Genomic DNA, 19,287 nt, shown 5'->3' with positions numbered 1-19,287 from the left:
CTCAAGCCTCCGCCATGTCGTTCATCATGCGTTCAATGTCGGACAGCCCGTCATCGGTCAGGGAAAGGCCAGTGCCTTCAAGTGCCTGTGCAAACTCGTTCAATTGAGGTTTCTCGAAAATCATCCGAAGCGGTATGTCGATCCCCAGGCCCGAATGAATCCGGGAGATCACCTGGGCCGCCAGCAACGAGTGCCCGCCCAGTTCGAAGAAGTTGTCATCCAGGCCGACCCGCTCGACCTGCAGCACCTGCGCCCAGATTGCCGCCAGTTGCTGCTCGCGCTCGCTGCGCGGGGCCACGTAGGTTTGCTGCCAGGCGCTCGGGTCCGGCTTGGGCAGGGCCTTGCGGTCCAGCTTGCCGCCGGGGGTCATCGGCAGGGCGTCGAGCACCACCCAGTGCGCCGGGACCATATAGTCCGGCAGGTTGGCCTTGAGATCGTCGCGCAAGGCATCGCGCAAAAGCTGCGGTGTGTCGTGCAAGGCCGGATCGGCAGGCACCAGATAAGCCGCCAACTGCTTGCCGGACGGGCCGTCGATGGCCACCACCAGCGCTTCACGCACCTGTGGATGCTGTTGCAGGCGCGCTTCGATCTCACCCAGCTCGATACGGAAACCACGGATCTTGACCTGATGGTCGAGGCGCCCGGCATATTCGATCAGCCCCGCGTCGCGGTAGCGGGTCAGGTCGCCGGTCCGATACAGCCGACCGCCACCCTGCCCGTCGAACGGATCGGGAATAAAACGCTCGGCCGTCAGCGCCGCACGGCCGTGATAACCCCGGGCCAGCAAGGCGCCGCCGATCAGCAACTCGCCCGTGGCGCCCTGGACCGCCGGGGTGAAATCGCTGTCGAGGATATACATGCGCCGGCCCCCCAGCGGCCGGCCGATCGGCATCGACCATGGTTTGGGCAATTCGCCGCGAACATAAGCGTCACACTCCAGGTAACTGGCGGTGATGGTGGTTTCCGTCGGGCCGTAGGTATTGAGCAGGCGCACATGGCCCAGCCCCGCCTGTTTCCACAGTTCGAGGCCTTCCGGTGGCATGGCCTCGCCGGTGGCACTGACCTGGCGCAGCGGACCGAAATCCCTGGGCGCCCGGCGGCTGAAATCCTGCACCAGCAGGTACCAGTAGGCCGTGCTCAAATCCGCCACGGTGATGCCCGAACGCAGCACTTCGCGGTGGAAGGTGCCGCTGTCCCAGACCTCGTTGCCGCGTACCACCACCGCCGCGCCGTGGCACAGGGCCGGGAACAGTTGTTCGACGAAGCCGTCGAAATTCAGGGTGGAGAACAGCAACACGCGGTCCTCGGGTTGCAGGCGGAAATACTCGATGGCGACGTGGCCATGGGCGCTCAGGGCGGCATGGTCGATGGCCACGCCCTTGGGTTGGCCGGTGGAGCCGGAGGTGTAGATGATGTAGGCCAGGTTGTGCGGCTGCACCTGGCTGGCCGGAGCTTCATCGTCGATCCCCGGCAGCTGGTCTTCGATCTGATCCAGGCACAGCGTGCGTAGCGAAGCCACCACCGGCAACTGCGCCAGCAGATGAGCGTGGCAGAGCAACAGCTCGATGCCGCTGTCCTGCATCATGTAGGCCAGGCGCTCGCGGGGGAACTCCGGATCCAGCGGCACATAGGCGCCGCCGGCCTTGAGGATCGCCAGCAGCCCGACCACCATCTCCAGCCCACGATCCACCGCGATGCCCACCGGCACTTCCGGGCCGATGCCGAGCGCCCGTAGCCTGTGGGCCAGGCGGTTGGCGCGGCGCTCCAGCTCGGCATAGGTCAACTGCGCGTCGCCGAAGATCAGCGCCGTGGCCTCGGGAGTCGCCCGGGCCTGGATGGCGATCCGCTCGTGGACGCAGGGTGCGTCCGGGTAGACGCCGTCGATACGGCTCCAGCGTTGCAGGATGCACTGGCGCTCTTCGTCGCCGAGCAGCGGCAGGTCGGCAATACGCTGTGTCACCCCCTGTTCGACGACAGCCCGCAGCAGATTGCGCCAGTGCCCGGCCATACGCTCGACCGTAGCGGCATCGAACAGCGCGGTGGCGTAGGTCAGGGCGGCCCGCAGGCCTTCTTCACCTTCGAAGGTGTCCAGCGCCAGGTCGAACTGGGCGCTATGGCCGCCGCTGTCCAGTCCTTCGATCTGCAAGCCCGGCACCTGGCGCACCGCGCCCTTGCGTTCGGTCTGGTGGTTGTAGAGCACCTGGAACAACGGGCTGTGGCTGAGGCTGCGCTCGGGTTGCAGGGCCTGCACCAGATGCTCGAACGGCAGGTCCTGGTGTGCCTGGGCACCCAGCGCCGTCTGCTTGACCTGGGCCAGCAACTGGCCAAAGGTGCTGTGCAGCCCGAACTCGGCCTTGAGCACCTGGGTGTTGACGAAGAAGCCGATCAGGCCCTCGGTTTCCGTGCGGGTGCGGTTGGCGATCGGCACGCCGACGCGGATATCGGCCTGCCCCGAGTAGCGATGCAGCAGGGTCTGGAACGAGGCCAGCAGCAGCATGAACAGGGTCACGCCCTGCTCCCGGGCAATCGCCTTGAGCGGCACCAGCAAGGCCGGCTCGAAGGCCACCTCGAGGCGCGCGCCGGCACTGCTCTGCAACGCCGGGCGCGGTCGGTCGGTGGGCAATTCCAGCACGGGTTGCCGGTCGCCCAGTTGGCCGCGCCAGTAGTCCAGTTGCCGGGCTTCCTCGCCCGCCGCCATCCAGTCGCGCTGCCAGTGGGCATAGTCGGCGTACTGGAACGGCAAGTCCTTGAGCGCGGGCGCATGACCCTGGCTGAAGGCGGCATAGTATTCGATCAACTCGTCGACCATGATCGGCATCGACCAGCCATCCGAAACGATATGGTGCAGGGTCACCACCAGCACATGGCGGGTCTGGCCAAGGCTCAACAAGCGAGCCCGCAGCAACGGCCCGTGTTGCAGGTCGAACGGCGCCTCTACCTCCTGCGCCACCCGGGCCTTGATCCAGCGTTCGGGATCTTCGCCCAAACCCGGGTTGAACTCGTCCAGGGCCAGGGCAAAGACCCCGGCCGGTTGCACCCGCTGCACGCCCTGTCCGTCCAGTTGGCCGAAGGTGGTGCGCAGGCTCTCATGACGGTCGATCAAGGCCTCGAAACCGCGGCGCAAGGCTTCGCGATCCAGGGCCCCGTCCAGTTGCAGGGCCGCCGGGATGTGATAAGCGTTGTTGTCCGGCTCCAGTTGCCAGAGCAGCCACTGGCGTTGCTGGGCATAGGACAGGCGCAGCGGCTGGTCACGGTCGACCAGGCTGAAGGCCGGCGCATTCCGGGCCTGATCCGTTTCGGCACTGGCGGCAAAGCCGCCCAGGTCCGCGGTTTCGAACAGGCTGCGCAGGGACAGTTCCAGACCCAGTTCCTGGCGAGCCCGGGCGATCACCTGGGTCGCCAGCAGCGAGTGGCCGCCCAGTTCGAAGAAGTTGTCCCGCAGGCCGACCTGTTCGACCTTCAGCACCTGGGCCCAGATCGCCGCCAGTTGCTCTTCGATTTCCCGCTGCGGAGCGATGTAAGCCTGCTGCAGCACATGGCGGTCCGGCGCGGGCAAGGCCTTGCGGTCGAGCTTGCCGTTGGCGGTCAGCGGCAACGAGTCGAGCAGCACCAGGTGGGTCGGCACCATGTAGTCGGCCAGATGGGCCTTGAGGTCGTCCCGCAGTTCGCCGTGCAGGGCCGTTGTCCGGGATTCATCTTGCAGCACCGCCAGATCGGCGGGGACCAGGTAGGCCACCAGTTGGGTGCCGGTCGCGCCCTCGACTGCCAGCACTGCTGCTTCGGTCACCCGTGCGTGGCTTTGCAGGCGCGCCTCGATTTCTCCCAGCTCGATGCGGAAGCCGCGAATCTTCACCTGCTGGTCGCGCCGGCCGATGTATTCGATCGTGCCGTCGGCGCGCAGGCGCGCCAGGTCGCCGCTGCGGTAGAGGCGTCGGCTGCCCTGGGGATCGAACGGATCGGGGACAAAACGCGTGGCCGTCAGGTCCGGCCGCTTCAGGTAACCCCGTGCCAGCCCGGCACCCGCGATATACAGCTCGCCGACGCAGCCCGCTGGCAACAGGTTCAGCCCATCGTCCAGCAGGTACAGGGACAGGTCGCTGATCGGCTCGCCGATGGGGCTGCCGGCGGCCTGCTCAAGGTCGGCCAGGGACAGCGGCCGGTAGGTCACGTGCACGGTGGTTTCGGTGATGCCGTACATATTGACCAACTGCGGAGCCTGATCGCCGAAGCGCTCGAACCAGGGCCGCAGGCCTTGCACTTCCAGGGCCTCGCCGCCAAACACGACGTAACGCAAGGCCAGCTCGTGCGGTGACTCGACGGCCACCGACAACAGTGACTTGAACGCCGATGGTGTCTGGTTCAGTACCGTCACCCGCTTATCGCAGAGCAGGCGGTGGAAGTCCCGGGGCGAACGGCTGATGTCCTGGGGCACCACCACCAGCTTGCCGCCATGGAGCAAGGCACCGAAGATTTCCCAGACCGAGAAATCGAAGGCGTAGGAGTGAAACAGCGTCCAGATATCGTCGGCGCCGAAACCGAATTCGCCGTCGGTGGCACTGAACAGGCGCAGCACATTGCCATGGGGCAACAGCGCGCCCTTGGGCTTGCCGGTGGAGCCCGAGGTGTAGATGACATAGGCGAGATGATCGGCGCCGGTGACACAGGGCGGATTGTCCCGCGAGCGGTCTTGGGGCAGTTGATCCAGGTCGAGGCACTCGACGTCCGCCGGTACTGGCAGGCGTCCCAGCAGGTGCCCTTGCGCCAGGAGCAGCTTGAGTCCGCTGTCCTCGATCATGTAGCGCAGGCGCTCGTCCGGGTAGCCGGGGTCCAGCGGCACATAGGCGCCACCGGCCTTGAGTACGGCGACAATCGCCACGAGCATCTCCAGCGAGCGCTCGCAGGCGACGCCCACCAGCACATCCGCGCCGACGCCCTGGGCGATCAGACGATGGGCCCACTGGTTGGCCCGGGCGTTGAGTTCGCCATAGGTCAGTTGCTGGTCGGCATAGACCACCGCCACCGCGTCCGGACACCGAGCCGCCTGGGCTTCGATACGTTGTTGCAGGCAACCGTCCACCGGGTATTGCCGGGGTGCCGGGTTGCACTGGGCCAGGACTTGCCGCTGCTCGCTTGGCTCCAGCAGGGCGAGATCGGCGACACGCTGGTGGGGATTGGCGCTGATCGAACGCAGCAGGTTCAGCCAGTGCCGGGCCAAGCGCTCCACGGTGCTCGCCTCGAACAGGTCAGTGGCATACTTGAAGACGGCCTCGATGCCGTGGGGCTGGTCGACGGTATTGAGCACCAGATCGAACTGCGCCGTTTGGCTTTGCCAGTGCAGCGGTTCGATGCGTAATGCCTGGGAGGGCGATGCTGGACTCACCGACGCTATCGCCAGCAAGCCGGCTCCTACAGGAATCGCATCTCCCACGGGGGTTGTGGCGTTCCCGGCTGCACCATATGCGGCTGGACTTGCCACGTCCTGTAGGAGCCGGCTTGCTGGCGATGACGATGTCACATTCAGCGATGCACCGGCAGGATTCACCCGACTGGCCGGAGCCTGCGCCTGGTGATTGAACATCACCTGGAACAACGGGCTGTGGCTCAGACTGCGTCCCGGCTCCAACGCCTCGACCAACTGTTCGAACGGCAGGTCCTGATGAGCCTGGGCCTCTTGCGCCGTCTGCCAGACCTGGCGCAGCAGCTCGACAAAAGTGCCTTGCCCGTCCACCTCGGCCTTGAGCACCTGGGTGTTGACGAAGAAGCCGATCAAGCGCTCGACCTCGGCCCGCTCGCGGTTGGCCACCGGCACGCCGACGCGGATATCGCCCTGCCCGCTGTAGCGATGCAGCAGCGCCTGGAACGACGCCAACAGCAAGGCAAACAGACTGACGCCCTGTTGCCGGGCCAAGGCCTTGAGCCCTTCGCTCAACCCGGGATCGAGCACCAGGGCCTGACTGGCACCGGCAAAGCTGGGGGACAACGGACGCGGATGATCGACCGGCAACTCCAGCACCGGTTGCTCGCCGCCAAGCTTGCCCAGCCAATATTCCAGTTGCCGCTCCCGTTCACCGGCTTCCATCCAGTGCCGCTGCCACAACGCATAGTCGGCGTACTGGATCGGCAGCGCCGGCAACTGCGGCGTACGGCCTTGGCTCAGATCGGCATACAGCGCCAACAGCTCCTCGGTCATCACCTGCAAGGACCAGCCGTCCGAGACGATATGGTGCTGGGTCAGCACCAGCACCTGTTCATCGGCCGCCACCTGCAACAGCGCGGCCCGCAACAGCGGGCCACGGGCCAGGTCGAAAGGCGTCTGGCTCTGTGCCTGGACAAAGGCCTGGACCCGCGCCTCACGCTCCGCCGAAGAGGCCGGTTCGAGGGTGTGCAGATCGAGGCTGAAGCGAGCGACGGGCAACACCACCTGCAGCGGTTGCCCGTCGGTCTGGGTGAAGACCGTGCGCAGGCTTTCGTGCCGCTCCACCAGGGCCTGGAAGCTGCCCTGCAAGGCCTTTACATCGAGCTGGCCGTGCACCCGCAGGGCCGTGGCAATGTTGTAGGCGGAACTCTGCGGCGCCCATTGCCAGAGAAACCACTGGCGCTGTTGGGCGTAGGACAGCAGCAGGGGCTCCTCGGCCGCGCGGCGAAACACCGGCGCGACCTCGAACAGATTGATGCCCTTGTGCTTGAGCAACGCCGCCAAGCCTTTGCGCTGCCTGGACGAGAGTTGCCCCACCGACTCGATTAACCCTTGCACTCGTGCTTCCCCTCAAGAAATCAGTTTTTCCAGATCTTCGAGGGATAGACGTTTGAGGGCCTCCAGGGATTTAGCCAATTCATCCTGAACAGGCGACGATGCACCGCGCAGCGCTTCGATCCGTTCGCAGAACGCCAGCAGGTTGTCGGCCTGGAACAGTTCCTTGAGGGGGATCTTGTCGCCCAGGCGTTCGCCGATCCGGCTGACCACCAGGGTCGCCAGCAACGAATGGCCGCCCAACTGGAAGAAGTTGTCGCCCAGGCCCACCTGCTCGATCCCCAGCACCTCCTGCCAGAGCCCCGCGACCTGGATCTGCAACTCGCTGCGCGGCGCCTCGTAGTGCTGCTGCCGGGGGCCGCTGCCAAGGGCGATCAGGGCCTTGCGGTCGAGCTTGCCATTGGGGGTCAGCGGCAAGGCCTCGACCAGGTGCAACTGGCCGGGCACCATATGCGCCGGCAAGCGCGCGGCCAGGGCGGTCCTGAGACCGGCGATGAACGCCTGGGCATCAACAATCCCCGCTGGCGTCACCACATAGCCCTGCAAGTGCTTGCCCGCCGCATCCTCCTGGGCCAGCACCACCGCCTCACGTACCGACGGCTGCTCCAGCAGACAGGCTTCGACTTCGCTCAACTCGACGCGGAAACCGCGAATCTTCACCTGATGGTCGGCGCGACCGATGTACTCGATCCGCTCGCCCTCGCCCTGGCGCACCAGGTCGCCAGTGCGATACAGGCGCTCGCCGTCAGTGCCGAACGGATTCGGCACATAACGCTCGGCGGTCAGTCCGGGTCGGCCCAGATAGCCCCGGGAAACCCCGGCACCGCCCAGGTACAACTCGGCCGCCACCCCGGCGGGCAACAGCTGCAAGCCGGGATCGAGCAGATAGGCCTGGGTATTCTCCAATGGACGCCCGATATTCGCCGTGCCCTGGACGGTGCGCAGGCTGAAGGTCGAATAGGTGGTGTCTTCCGAAGGACCGTACAGGTCATACACTTGACGCACCCGGGTGCCGGCGTAGAGCGCATCCACCAGTGTCTGCTTCAGTGGCTCGCCAGCCAGGTTGAGGGTGCCGACCGAGGCCGGGATCTGCCCGGCCCGCAACAGCGCGGCGATGGCCGAGGGCACGCTGTTGATCAGCGTGACCCGCTCGCGGGCCGGCAGCTCCGCCAGGGCCAGGGCATTGTCCGCCAGCACCAGGCAACCGCCGCCGGCCAGGGTGACAAAGATCTCCCACACCGACAGGTCGAAGCAGATCGAGGTCGAGGCCAGCACCCCGCGCAGTTGCTCGCGGTCGTAGGCCTGCAGCGACCAGTGGATCAAGGCCGTGAGGTTGTCGTGGGTGATCGCCACGCCCTTGGGCTTGCCGGTGGAACCGGAGGTGTAGATGACATAGGCCAGGTTCTGGCCGCAGGTGTCCACGGGGGGCGCGCTGGCCGGATAGCTCGCCAGCCAGTCGTCGCCCTCCTCTATCAGCAGCACCGGAGCGGGCAGCGTCTCAGGCAGGCGTTCGAGGAGGATTGCCTCACTCAGCAACAGCGCCGCGTGGCTATCGTCGAGCATATGCAACAGCCGCTCGCGCGGGTACTCGGGGTCCAGCGGCACATAGGCACCGCCGGCCTTGAGGATCGCCAGCAAGGCGACGATCAGGTCCGGGGTGCGACGCAGGCACACGCCGACCCGCACCTCGGGGCCGACGCCGCGCTCGCGCAGGAGATGGGCCAGGCGATTGGCGCGCCGGTCCAGGGTCTGGTAGTCCAGTTGCCAGTCGGCGAAGAGGATCGCCGGGGCCTCGGGCTGACCGGCGACCTGATCCGCAAGATGCTCAAGCACATGACCCCGGATCCGCAGATTGAACGCTGCCCCTGTAGGAGCGAGCTTGCTCGCGATGAGCGCAAGGGCACCGTGACTCTCCAGGTACCCCGCGTTATCGTTGACGTCCATCGCGAGCAAGCTCGCTCCTACAGAAGAGCGCCGGCTCCAGTCAAGGGCGACCTGCCGCTCAGCCGGGTCGAGCAACTCCAGCGCACCCAACGGCTGGCGCGCGTCGACCATGAACTGGCTCATCAGGTATTCCAGCTGCCGGCCCAGTCGCGCCACACCCGCAGCGTCGAAACCGGCCCGGTCGTAACTGCAATCCACGATCAGTTCGCACCCGGTCACCGCCACCAGGGTCAGCGGATAATTGGTCTGCTCGGAACGTTCTATAGCCGCGAACTCAGGACCCGCATCCGAAGCCCGGCCCAGCGCTTCGGCCATCGGGTAATTCTCGAACACCAGCAGGCTGTCAAACAACCCGCCCGCGCCTAGACCCGCCCAGCGCTGGATCTCATACAGCGGCGTCTGCTCGTGCTCGCGCAACGCCAGGTTGAGGTCCTGCACCAGTTGCAGCCACTCACCCACCGTCAGTTGCGCGTCAGGGCTCGCCACCACCGGCAGGGTGTTGATAAACAGGCCGATCTGCTGCTCGACCCCGGGCAGGTCAGTCGGACGGCCAGCCACGGTGGCACCGAAGGCCACGCAATCCTGGCCGGTATACCGCTGCAACAGCAGCAGCCAGGCGGCCTGCATCAGGGTGTTGAGGGTGACTTTGCGTTCCCGGGCAAAACGGTTCAATCCGGCAGTCAGCGCCTCGCTGAACACATGCCGATGTTCCCCATACCCCTGCGCCTGTTCATGGCTGCCCAGCGTCCCGACCAGGCGGGTCGGCTCCTGCAGACCGGCCACGGCCGCGCTCCAGAAGTCCTGGCTGGCGCGGGCATCGCGCTGGCCGAGCCACTCGATATAGTCGCGATAACGTCCTGTACCCCGGGCAATGCTCACCCCTGCATAACGTTGCAGCACTTCGCCGAACAGCTGCGAGGTGCTCCAGCCGTCCATCAGGAGATGGTGGCTGGTGTAGATCATCCGGTATTCGATCTCGCCGGTGCGCACCAGCGTCACCCGCAGCAAAGGCCCGCGATGGGGCTCGAAACCGGCGGCGAGGTCGGCTTGCGCCAACTGCTCGAAGGCCGCCTCATGCTCGCCGCGCGTACGCCAGTCGTGAACCTGCATCGGCATCGGCAGCGTGCGCAGGACAATCTGCACCGGCTCCACCAGTTCCTGGGGCCAGACAAATACCGTGCGCAGCATTTCATGGGCCTGCACGGCCTGCTGCCAGGCCTGGCGGAAACGCTCTACATCCAGCTGTCGTACATTCAGTCGCAGCTGGTTGATATAGGCCGCCCCCTCCGGATCATCCAGATGATGGAAGAGGATCCCCTGCTGCATCGGCGACAGCGGATAGAGATCCTCGATCGCCCCCGCCGCCACCGGCAGACGCTGCAGTTGCCCGGCACTGAGAGTCACCAGCGGGAAGTCCGATGGCGTCGCGCCCAGTTGTCCGCCTTGGCAGCAATGTCCGATCAGTTCACTCAGTGCCTGTTCATAGGCGCGGGCCAGGGCTTCGATGGTTTCAGGCCGATACTGCTGGCGACTGAACGCCCAATCCAGTTGCAGCTCGCCGTCGAACACCTGGCCATTGAGGCTCAGGCCGTCGCCCAACGGCGCGTCCTCTGGCTGGTTGCGCCCGGTGGATTCGCCCGTGGGCACGAACAGCGCGCCGTCGGCTTCGGTGAAACTGCCGTCGAACTGGCCCAGGTAGTTGAAGGTCACCCGCGCCTGGGGCAAGGCCGCCAGTTGCCGGGCAAAACCGGCATCGCCCAGGTAACGCAGCACGCCATAACCGATGCCTTTGTTCGGCACCGCCCGCAGTTGTTCCTTGATGCCGCACAGGGAAGCGCCCGGCTCCGCCTGGGGTGTGAGGCGGAGCGGAAACAGACTGCTGAACCAGCCCACGGTGCGGCTCAGGTCGAGGTCGTCGAACAGGTCTTCGCGACCGTGACCTTCGAGCTGGACCAATACCGACGGTTGCCCGCTCCAGTCGCAGAGCACCCGCGCCAGGGCGGTCAGCAGCAGGTCGTTGACCTGGGTGCGATAGGCCGTCGGCGCGACTTTCAACAGTTGCTGGGTCAGCGTCTTGTCCAGGCGTGAGCTGGCATGACCGACCTCGCCGCCAGGCGCCTGCCCGGGAGCCACTTCAAACGGCAATTCCTGGAGGTCGCCCGCCAGGGTCTGCAACCAGTAATCACGCTCGGCCAGCAGACGTTCACTGCGAGCATAACCGTGCAACTGCTCGGCCCAGGTCTGCAGCGAACTGCTGCGCGCGGCCAGCGCCGGTGGCTGCCTGGAGACGCTGGCAATATAAGCCTGCTGCAGGTCTTCCAGCAGGATCCGCCAGGACACGCCGTCCACCGCCAGGTGATGGATCACCAGCAGCAGGCGCTGCTCGCCGGCGGGCAGATTGACCAACACCCCACGCAACAACGGACCGTTTTTCAGGTCCAGGCTGCGCTGGGCCTGATCGGCCAGCTCCGTCAGTTGCGCCGGGTCGGCGAGTTCACGGACCCACAGCAGATCGGTCGTAGCCGCCGACGCATACTGCGCCTGCCATTGACCCTCCTGCTGTTCGAAACTCAGGCGCAGGGCATCGTGTTGCGCCACCAGCGCCGCGAACGCCGCTTGCAGAGGCGCGGCCTCCAGGGTTTCGCGGGGCTTGAGCATCAGCGACTGGTTCCAGTGCTGACGCTGAATAATCTCCATCTCGAAAAAACGTGCCTGGATCGGCAGCAACAACTGCCGACCGCTGGCCTGGGCCATGACATCGCCAGCCGGCTTTTTCTCGATCCGCTTCGCCACCCTCGCCAGCTCGCCGATGGTCTGCTTCTCGAACAACTGCTTGGGACTGAGGCGGATGCCCAGGCGCTTGGCCCGGGCGATGATCTGCAGGCTGAGGATCGAGTCACCGCCCAGTTCGAAGAAGTTGTCGCGGATGCCGACCCGCTCCAGCTTGAGCACATCGGCCCAGACCGCCGCCAGTTGTTCTTCGATCTCGCCGACCGGGGCAACGTAGCCCTGCTGCACGGAACCCGGCTGCGGCAACGCGCGCTTGTCCAGCTTGCCGTTGGCCGTCAGCGGCAATTGCTCCAGCAGCACGATCTGCGCCGGCACCAGATAATCGGCCAGACACGCCTGCAACTGGCGGCGCAGGTCATCGACCGAGCATTGCGCACCGGCTGCCGCGACACAGTAGGCAACCAGTTGCAGGCGCCCGGCGTCCTCATCCACCGGCAATGCCAGGACCGCCGCCTGGGCCACGCCGTCGAGGCCCTGGAGCACCCGCGTGACTTCCGCCGGCTCCACCCGGTAACCGCGAATCTTAACCTGGTCGTCATTGCGCCCGAGGAATTCCAGCAGTCCCTGGCGCGTGCGACGCATGCGGTCGCCGCTGCGATAGACCCGCGCTCCCGGCGCACCGAAAGGATCGGGCAGGAAACGCTCGGCGGTCAGCCCCGGCTGCCCGAGATAACCCAGGGCGACACTGGCGCCACCGATATACAGCTCGCCCGGCACCTGCTCGGCGACGCTATTGAGTACATCGTCCAGCACATAGCCGTGGGCACCCGGCAAGGCGCGGCCCACCGCGACACCACGGGCATGCGGATGCAGCGCCGAGACTTCGTTCGCCAACACCCCGACGGTGGTTTCGCTGGGACCGTAGTGATTGATAAAACGGCAGTCCGGCTTGAGTGCCCGTATCTGCTCGAACAACGCCGGCGAACAGGCTTCGCCACCGACGATCAGCGCATGCCAGGGCAGCACGTCGGCGGGCTCGCTCGCCTGCAACAACGCCGCCAGATGGCCGGGAACGATCTTCAATACGCCGACCTGATGCTCGCGCATGTATTCGGCGAAGCGGTCGGGGTCGAAACCCAGCTCTTCGGGGAGCACATGCAGGACACGCCCGGAACACAGGGCACCGAACAGCATGGTGTGACCGAGGTCGGCGGCGATGGTGGAGACCAGCGCCATGCTCGCCTCGGGCGCCAGGTCCAGACGCTCCAGCAGGCCGCTGACATAACTGGCCAGGGCCCCGTGACTGACCAGCACGCCCTTGGGCAGGCCGGTGGAGCCGGAGGTATGGATCACGTAGGCCGGGGCCTGTTCCGCCAGGTCCAGGTCCGGCGTGGTATCGGCTTGATGACGCCATTGTCCGGGGGCATAAGCCAGGCCGATACAACCGGCAACGGCCAGCGTCGTCACCCGGGGATCGCCTTCGGCGCACAGCAGCAGGCGCGTGCGGGCGCGCTCGAGCATCGGCTGCAAGCGCGCATCCGGGGCCTTGTTGTCCAGCGGCATATACACCGCACCGGCCTTGAGAATCCCCAGGACACAGGTCAGCCAGTCCAGCGAGCGCTCCATCAGCACCGCCACCGGCTCGCCGACGCCGACGCCCTGGTCGCGCAAATGATGGGTAAGGCGATTGGCCGCCTGGTCCAGTTCAAGGAAACCCAGGGTCCGCTCGAGGCAGCGAGCGGCCAGTCCCTGGGGTTGACGTTGCACCTGGGCGTTCCACTGTTGCAGCACCGGAATCGCCGCCATACGGGGTTCCGTCGCCAGGGCCGGTGGGCGGTTTTCCAGGCTCAGCAGCGGCGCGTGCGGGGCGCGCATCACGGCATCGAACAGCCGCAGCAACGAAGCAATGAAACCCTCGATAGTCGAGGGTTGGTAAAGGTCGCTGGCATAGGTCATCTCACCGAGGATCAGATGGCCGGCGTCGGTGATGTCCAGGGCCAGATCGAAGTGGGTGCCGTCCTTGTGCAGCGGGTATTCCTCGACCAGCAGGCCCGGCAGGCTCAGGGTGCGCTGCTTCTGCATGCCGACGTTCTGGTTGAACTTGGCCTGGAACAGCGGGTTGTGGTCCAGGCTGCGTTGCGGTGCCAGGGCATCCACCAGTTGTTCGAACGGCAACTCCTGGTGCGCCTGGGCGCCAAAACTGCTTTCACGAATCCGCGCCAGCAGCTCAAGGAAACTCTCGCGCTCGTCGACTTCGCAACGCAACACCTGGGTGTTGATGAAGAAGCCGATCAGGCCTTCGACCTCGGCCCGACCACGGTTGGCGTTGGGCACGCCGACGCGGATATCCCGTTGTCCGGCGTGCCGCGAAAGGAACCAGGCATAACCGCCGAGCACCAGCATGAACAGGCTCAGGCCCTGGCTGCGGGCAAAGGCCTGGAGCCGTGCCGAACGCTCGACGCCGAAATCGAAACGCAGGGTCTGGCCCCGGAAGCTCTGCACCGGTGGACGCGGGAAGTCGGCAGCCACCTCCAGCAGCGGCTGCTCCTCGCCCAATTGCTGCCGCCAGTAATCCAGCTGCCGCTCGCCCTCGCCCGCTTCCAGCCAGCGGCGTTGCCAGACCGCATAGTCGGCGTACTGCAAGGCCAGCTCCGGCAGCCCGGGCTCGCGGTTCTGGCTGAAGGCCTGATAGCCCTGCACGAACTCCCTGACCATCACATCCATCGACCAGCCGTCGGAGACAATATGGTGCATGCACACCAGCAGCACCCATTGTTCCTCGTCGAGCCGGATCAGGCTGGTTCGCAGCAGCGGACCAGTGAGCAGATCGAAGGGTTGCGCGGTGAGCGCGGCAACCCGCTCGGCCAACTCGGCTTCACGGGCCTCCGTGGCGCAGGTCGTCAGGTCGATACGCTCCAGCGGCAGCGCCTGCTGGTCGAGGATCACCTGGCGCGGTTGCTCGCCGTCGACCTGGAAGCGGGTGCGCAGCACTTCGTGGCGCTGGACCAGATGTTCAAAAGCGCGCTGCATGGCGCTTTCATCCAGTTGACCGCGCAGGCGCAAGGCGGCGGCCATATTGTAGGCGGCACTGTCCGGTTCAAGTTGCCAGAGAAACAGCAGGCGCTGCTGGGCATAGGACAAGGGAATCACCGCCTGCTCATGGCGGCTGACCGGCACCGGCAGCAGGCTGAAATCCTTGCCCTGCTGGCTCAGGCGGGCGAGGAACTGCCGCCGTTGCTCCAGCGGCAGGCCGATAAAACGCTTGGCAAGACTCAATGCGGCCTGGGCACTCATGCTCCCACCTCCTCCAGCGAACTCATGAACTGCTCCATATCACCCCAGTCGCTCTCGCCGACGCCCTTGGCCAGGCTCGCCACTTCAATCGCCAGGTCCCCCAGCAAGGGGGTTTCAAACAGGCAGCGCAACGGCAGGCTGACCGCCAGGCGCGCCTTGATCCGCGCGATCACCTGGGCGGCGAGCAACGAATGCCCGCCCAATTCGAAGAAGTGGTCGTCGAGCCCGACCTGCGGCACCTGCAGGACCTGTTCCCAGATCTCGGCGAGATTGCGTTCGATCTCGCTGTGGGGCGCCCGGTAACGGGCCTGCAACTGGCTCGGATCGGGCAGCGGCAAGGCCTTGCGGTCCAGCTTGCCGCTGGGGGTCAACGGCAGGCGCGGCAACAGCAGCAGGTGGGTCGGCACCATGTAGTCGGGCAACCGGCCTTGCAGCAAGATCTTGACCTGCTGGCGCAGGGTCGCCGCGTCCGCGGCCTGCTCCGCCACCAGATAGCCGACCAGTTGCGTGCCGCCCGTCAGCGGCAGGGCCAGCACGGCGGCTTCGCGCACGCCCGGGCACTGCAACAGACGACCTTCGATTTCCCCCAGTTCGATACGGAAACCGCGAATCTTCACCTGGTGGTCGACCCGACCGACGTACTCCAGGGCACCGTCGGCGCGCAGGCGGGCGCGGTCGCCGCTGCGGTAGAGGCGCTCGCCGGGGTTGAACGGATCGACGATAAAGCGCTGGGCACTGAGGGCCGGTTGCCCCTGATAGCCACGCGCCAGGCCGGGTCCGCCGATATACAACTCGCCGACCGCGCCCTGGGGCAGCAGGTTCAGTTCGTCGTCCAGCACCAGCAGCCGTCGACCGGGCAACCCCTGGCCGATGGGCACGCCGCGCCAGGACACATCTTCAGGCAACAGTGCCGAGCAGTCATGGGTGGTGGAAACCACCGTGGCTTCGGTCGGGCCATAGGTGTTGATCAGCCGTACGTGGCCCAGGCCGGCGAGCGGCCAGAGGCGCAGGCCGTCGACCGCCATGGCCTCGCCGCCGATATGGATCTGCCGCAGAACGCCATAGTGCTGCGGTGGCCGGGCCGCCCAGTCCTGGACCAGCAGGTGCCAGTAGGAGGCCGGCAGGTCCGCCAGGGTGATGCCGTGTTCAAGGATCGCGTCATGCAGGGTCGCACTGTCCCACAGGCGGCCGTCCCGCAGGACCACGCAAGCGCCCAGGCACAGCGGCGGGAAGAACTGCTCGACAAAGCCGTCGAAGCTGCTGGTGGCCATTTGCAGGACCCGGTCGGAATCCACCAGTTGGCTGTATTCGCTGGCCCGGGCGATAAATTCGGCCAGGGCGGCATGACTGATCGCCACGCCTTTCGGCCGGCCGGTGGAGCCCGAGGTGTATATCACATAGGCCAGGGAATCCGGCTCGATGCTTGCCGACAGGTCGTGGTCGGAAAAGGCCGAGTCGTCGAGCTGGTCCAGGCAGAGGATTTCGCCGCCCTGGAAGGTCGGCAGGCTGGCCAGCCAAGGGCTCTGGGTCAGCAACAGTTGCAGGCCGCTGTCCTGCAGGATGTGCTGCAAGCGCTCGGTGAGGGTTTGCGGGTCCAGCGGCACATAGGCGCCACCGGCCTTGAGCACGGCGAGGATGGCCACGGCCATTTCCAGGCTGCGGGACATGGCGAGCCCCACCAGTACGTCGGGGCCGACACCGCGCTCGCGCAACAGATGGGCCAGGCGGTTGGCGCGGCGGTTCAGTTCGGCGTAGCTCAGGCACGGTGCGCAGCTCCCTTGTGGGAACAACACCGGATCGGCGACCGCCCCCCTTTGTGGGAGCCGGCTTGCTGGCGATGAGGCCCTTGAGCCTTGCACCGCCTGTCCGGACGCCATCGCCAGCAAGCCGGCTCCCACAGGTTGAGAGTCGGCCAGAAGTTGTGTGTTGGGTTGGGGTTCGGCGAGGATCAGCGCGGTGGCGTCGGGGGTACGCCGGACCTGGGCTTCGAATAGCTGCGGCAGCAGCATCGGATCAGCGACCGATGCCGGTTTGCCGGTCGAATGGCCCAGCAACTGGATGATTTCCTCGGGCGCCAACATCGGCAACTGCGCCACCGCCTGTTGCGGATCGCGGCACACAGCCGCCAGCAGATTGCGCCAGTGCCCGGCCAGACGGGCAATGGTCTCAGCGTCGAAAATATCAGCGGCATAGGTAAAGGCCGCGAACAGTTGCTCGCCTTCCTCACGGGTCTCCAGCATCAAGTCGCTGGCGGCGGCGTGCTCCCGCGAACTCGCAGCGCCCTCCTCCGCACCCAGGTGCCGCACCTGCAGCCCGCAGGCGAGGGTCTTGCCCTGCACATCGGTAACCAACGGCTGGTGGTTGAACATCACCTGGAACAGCGGGTTGTGGCTCTGGCTACGGGCCGGTTGCAGGGCCTCGATCAAGGCGTCGAACGGCAGTTCCTGATGGGCCTGGGCACCGGCGGCGGCCTCGCGTACGCGCTGCAGCAACTCGGCGAAGGACTGCTGGCCACTGACCTCGCTGCGCAACACCTGGGTATTGACGAAGAAACCGATCAGGCCCTCGGTCTCGCTGCGGGTACGGTTGGCGATCAGGCCACCGACACGGATATCGGTTTGCCCGCTGTAGCGGTATAGCAGGGTCTTGAACGAAGCCAGCAGGACCACGAACAAGGTCACCCCCTGGCGCTGGGCCAGGCTCTTGAGTTGCTGGCGCAGGTCCGCGTCGACCCGTACTTCCAGACGCGCGCCACGGTGACTGGCCTGGGCCGGATAGGCCCGGTCGGTGGGCAAGTCGAGCAGCGGATGCTCTTCGCCCAGGTGCCCGCGCCAATAGGCCAGTTGCCGTTCACGCTCACCGGCTTCGAGCCAGCTGCGCTGCCACAGGGCGTAGTCACGGTAGTGCACGGTCAGGGGCGACAAGCCCGGTGCCTGGCCGGCGACGCAGGCGTCATACAAACGGGTGAACTCATCCACCAGGATATTCATCGACCAGCCGTCGGCGATGATGTGGTGCAGGGTCAGCAACAGCACATGTTCCTGCTCGGCCAGGCGCAGCAGGCGAATGTTCAGCAACGGCCCGCGCTCCAGGTCGAACGACTGCCCCGCCTCCTCGGCCATGGCTTGCCGGGCGCGCTGCACGCGCAGCTCAGGGGCCAGCGCGGACAGGTCGCTGATCGCGATGCGTACCGCGCTCGGCTCGGCCACGCGCTGGAAAGCCCGCTCGCCGTCCTGGCCAAAGGTGGTGCGCAGGCACTCATGGCGCGCCACCAGGGCGCTGAAGGCCTGCTCCAGCGCAGGCAGCTCCAGCACACCATTCAGGCGCACGGCCATCGGCAGGTTGTAGGCCGCGCCGGTGGGGTCGAGCTGCCAGAGAAACCACAGGCGCTGCTGGGCATAGGACAGGCCGTCGCGTTCGGCGACGCCGTTATCGGCAACGATGGGCAGCAACGAAAAATCGACGCCCTCCCGGTCCATCGCGGCGAGGAAGACCTTGCGCTTTTCCTCGGGCAACGCGATAAAACGGCGGGCCAGTTGCTGTGCGTCCCGCGGATTCATTGCGCGTACCCCTCGGCCATCGCCACCACCACCTTGCGCTTGCCGGTAAACGGCGAACGGGCGTGGGCGCTGAGCATGTTGTCGAGCATCAGCACATCGTTTTCCTGCCAGGGAAAACTGATGGTGCAGTCGTCGAGCACGCCACGGACTTCGTCCAGCAGGTCGACCTCGATGGCCGAACCGTCGCCGTAATAGACATTGCGCGGCAGGTCTTCCTCATCCACCGCATCGAGCAGGGTCTCGCGCACTTCCGGCTGCAGGTTCGAGACATGGAACAGATGCGCCTGGTTGAACCAGACCATGTCCTGGGTCACCGGGTGCCGGGCCACCGCCTGGCAGCGCTGGCGGGTGCGCAACTCGCCGTCGTCCTTCCACTCGCATTCGATGGAATGGGCCCGGCAGTAGGCCTCGACCAGCGCCTCGTCCTCGGTGTTGAACACCTGGCTCCACTCCACATCCAGGCCGTTGCCATAGTTGCGCACGTACATCAGGCCCTTGCTGATGAAACGCTCGCGGATCCGCGCCGGGACCCGCCGATAGACTTCACGGCTGTCGCAGATCGGCGTCTCGCCGCCGGTCTGCGCGGCGATCATGCTGTAGAACCAGATCTTCATCGGCCATTCGAGGGTGTAGGCCTGCTCGTTGTGCAGCGGAATGCTCTGGTGCGCCGGGTATTCGGTGGAGGTGTAGACCCCCTTGGTCACGTTGCTGCGCGGCGTCGAGCCGAACTCGTAGTTGAGCAATGGATGACCGAAACCGGCGGCGAACTCGCGGAAGGCCTCGGCACCGCCCACCTCGAAACCGCGCAGCAGAATCCCGCCGGCACGGTACAGGTGCGCGTCGATCAGCGGCTTGCATTCGGCGAACGCCTCGCGCAGGTCGAGACCGGGTTCAGGCGCCTGGATCAGCATGGGCAAGGTGCCCGACCCGGTCAGCAGCGGCCGGATATCCAAACTCAATGCAGTGTTCATGACGACTCTTCTCCCTTGATCTCGGATCGCAAGTGCC

Annotated in this window: 4 protein-coding genes; all 4 read right to left on the bottom strand. The window is 66.0% G+C overall.

The genetic code is table 11. The features are described from left to right. Position 1 precedes the first annotated feature (1 nt). Genes M5C71_RS09620 through M5C71_RS09605 form a run of 4 tightly spaced genes read right to left on the bottom strand, consistent with a single transcriptional unit; the run spans position 2 to position 19,250 of the window. Positions 2 to 6,754 (bottom strand): non-ribosomal peptide synthetase, encoded by a 6,753-nt coding sequence (locus M5C71_RS09620; RefSeq protein WP_248767708.1) that lies wholly within the window; start codon positions 6,752 to 6,754, stop codon positions 2 to 4. Between the two features lie 12 nt (positions 6,755 to 6,766). Then, positions 6,767 to 14,719 (bottom strand): non-ribosomal peptide synthetase, encoded by a 7,953-nt coding sequence (locus tag M5C71_RS09615; RefSeq protein WP_248767707.1) that lies wholly within the window; start codon positions 14,717 to 14,719, stop codon positions 6,767 to 6,769. After that, positions 14,716 to 18,279: an amino acid adenylation domain-containing protein gene (locus M5C71_RS09610; protein ID WP_248767706.1), complete on the bottom strand. Its 3,564-nt coding sequence runs from the start codon at positions 18,277 to 18,279 to the stop codon at positions 14,716 to 14,718. The genes M5C71_RS09615 and M5C71_RS09610 overlap by 4 nt, the downstream gene beginning before the upstream one ends. Beyond that, positions 18,276 to 19,250: a TauD/TfdA family dioxygenase gene (locus tag M5C71_RS09605; protein WP_152736970.1), complete on the bottom strand. Its 975-nt coding sequence runs from the start codon at positions 19,248 to 19,250 to the stop codon at positions 18,276 to 18,278. Before M5C71_RS09605 ends, M5C71_RS09610 begins: the two co-directional genes overlap by 4 nt. Between the last annotated feature and the right edge of the window lie 37 nt (positions 19,251 to 19,287).

It is taken from the genome of Pseudomonas sp. MWU12-2345 (assembly GCF_023242385.1).
Lineage (GTDB): Bacteria > Pseudomonadota > Gammaproteobacteria > Pseudomonadales > Pseudomonadaceae > Aquipseudomonas > Aquipseudomonas gingeri_D.
This window is presented reverse-complemented; position numbering and strand designations above follow the sequence as displayed.

Bases quoted from the DNA above. Each gene is read 5' to 3' on its own strand.
- M5C71_RS09615 (WP_248767707.1), bottom strand. From the start codon at position 14,719: ATGAGTGCCCAGGCCGCATTGAGTCTTGCCAAGCGTTTTATCGGCCTG.
- M5C71_RS09610 (WP_248767706.1), bottom strand. From the start codon at position 18,279: ATGAATCCGCGGGACGCACAGCAACTGGCCCGCCGTTTTATCGCGTTG.
- M5C71_RS09605 (WP_152736970.1), bottom strand. From the start codon at position 19,250: ATGAACACTGCATTGAGTTTGGATATCCGGCCGCTGCTGACCGGGTCG.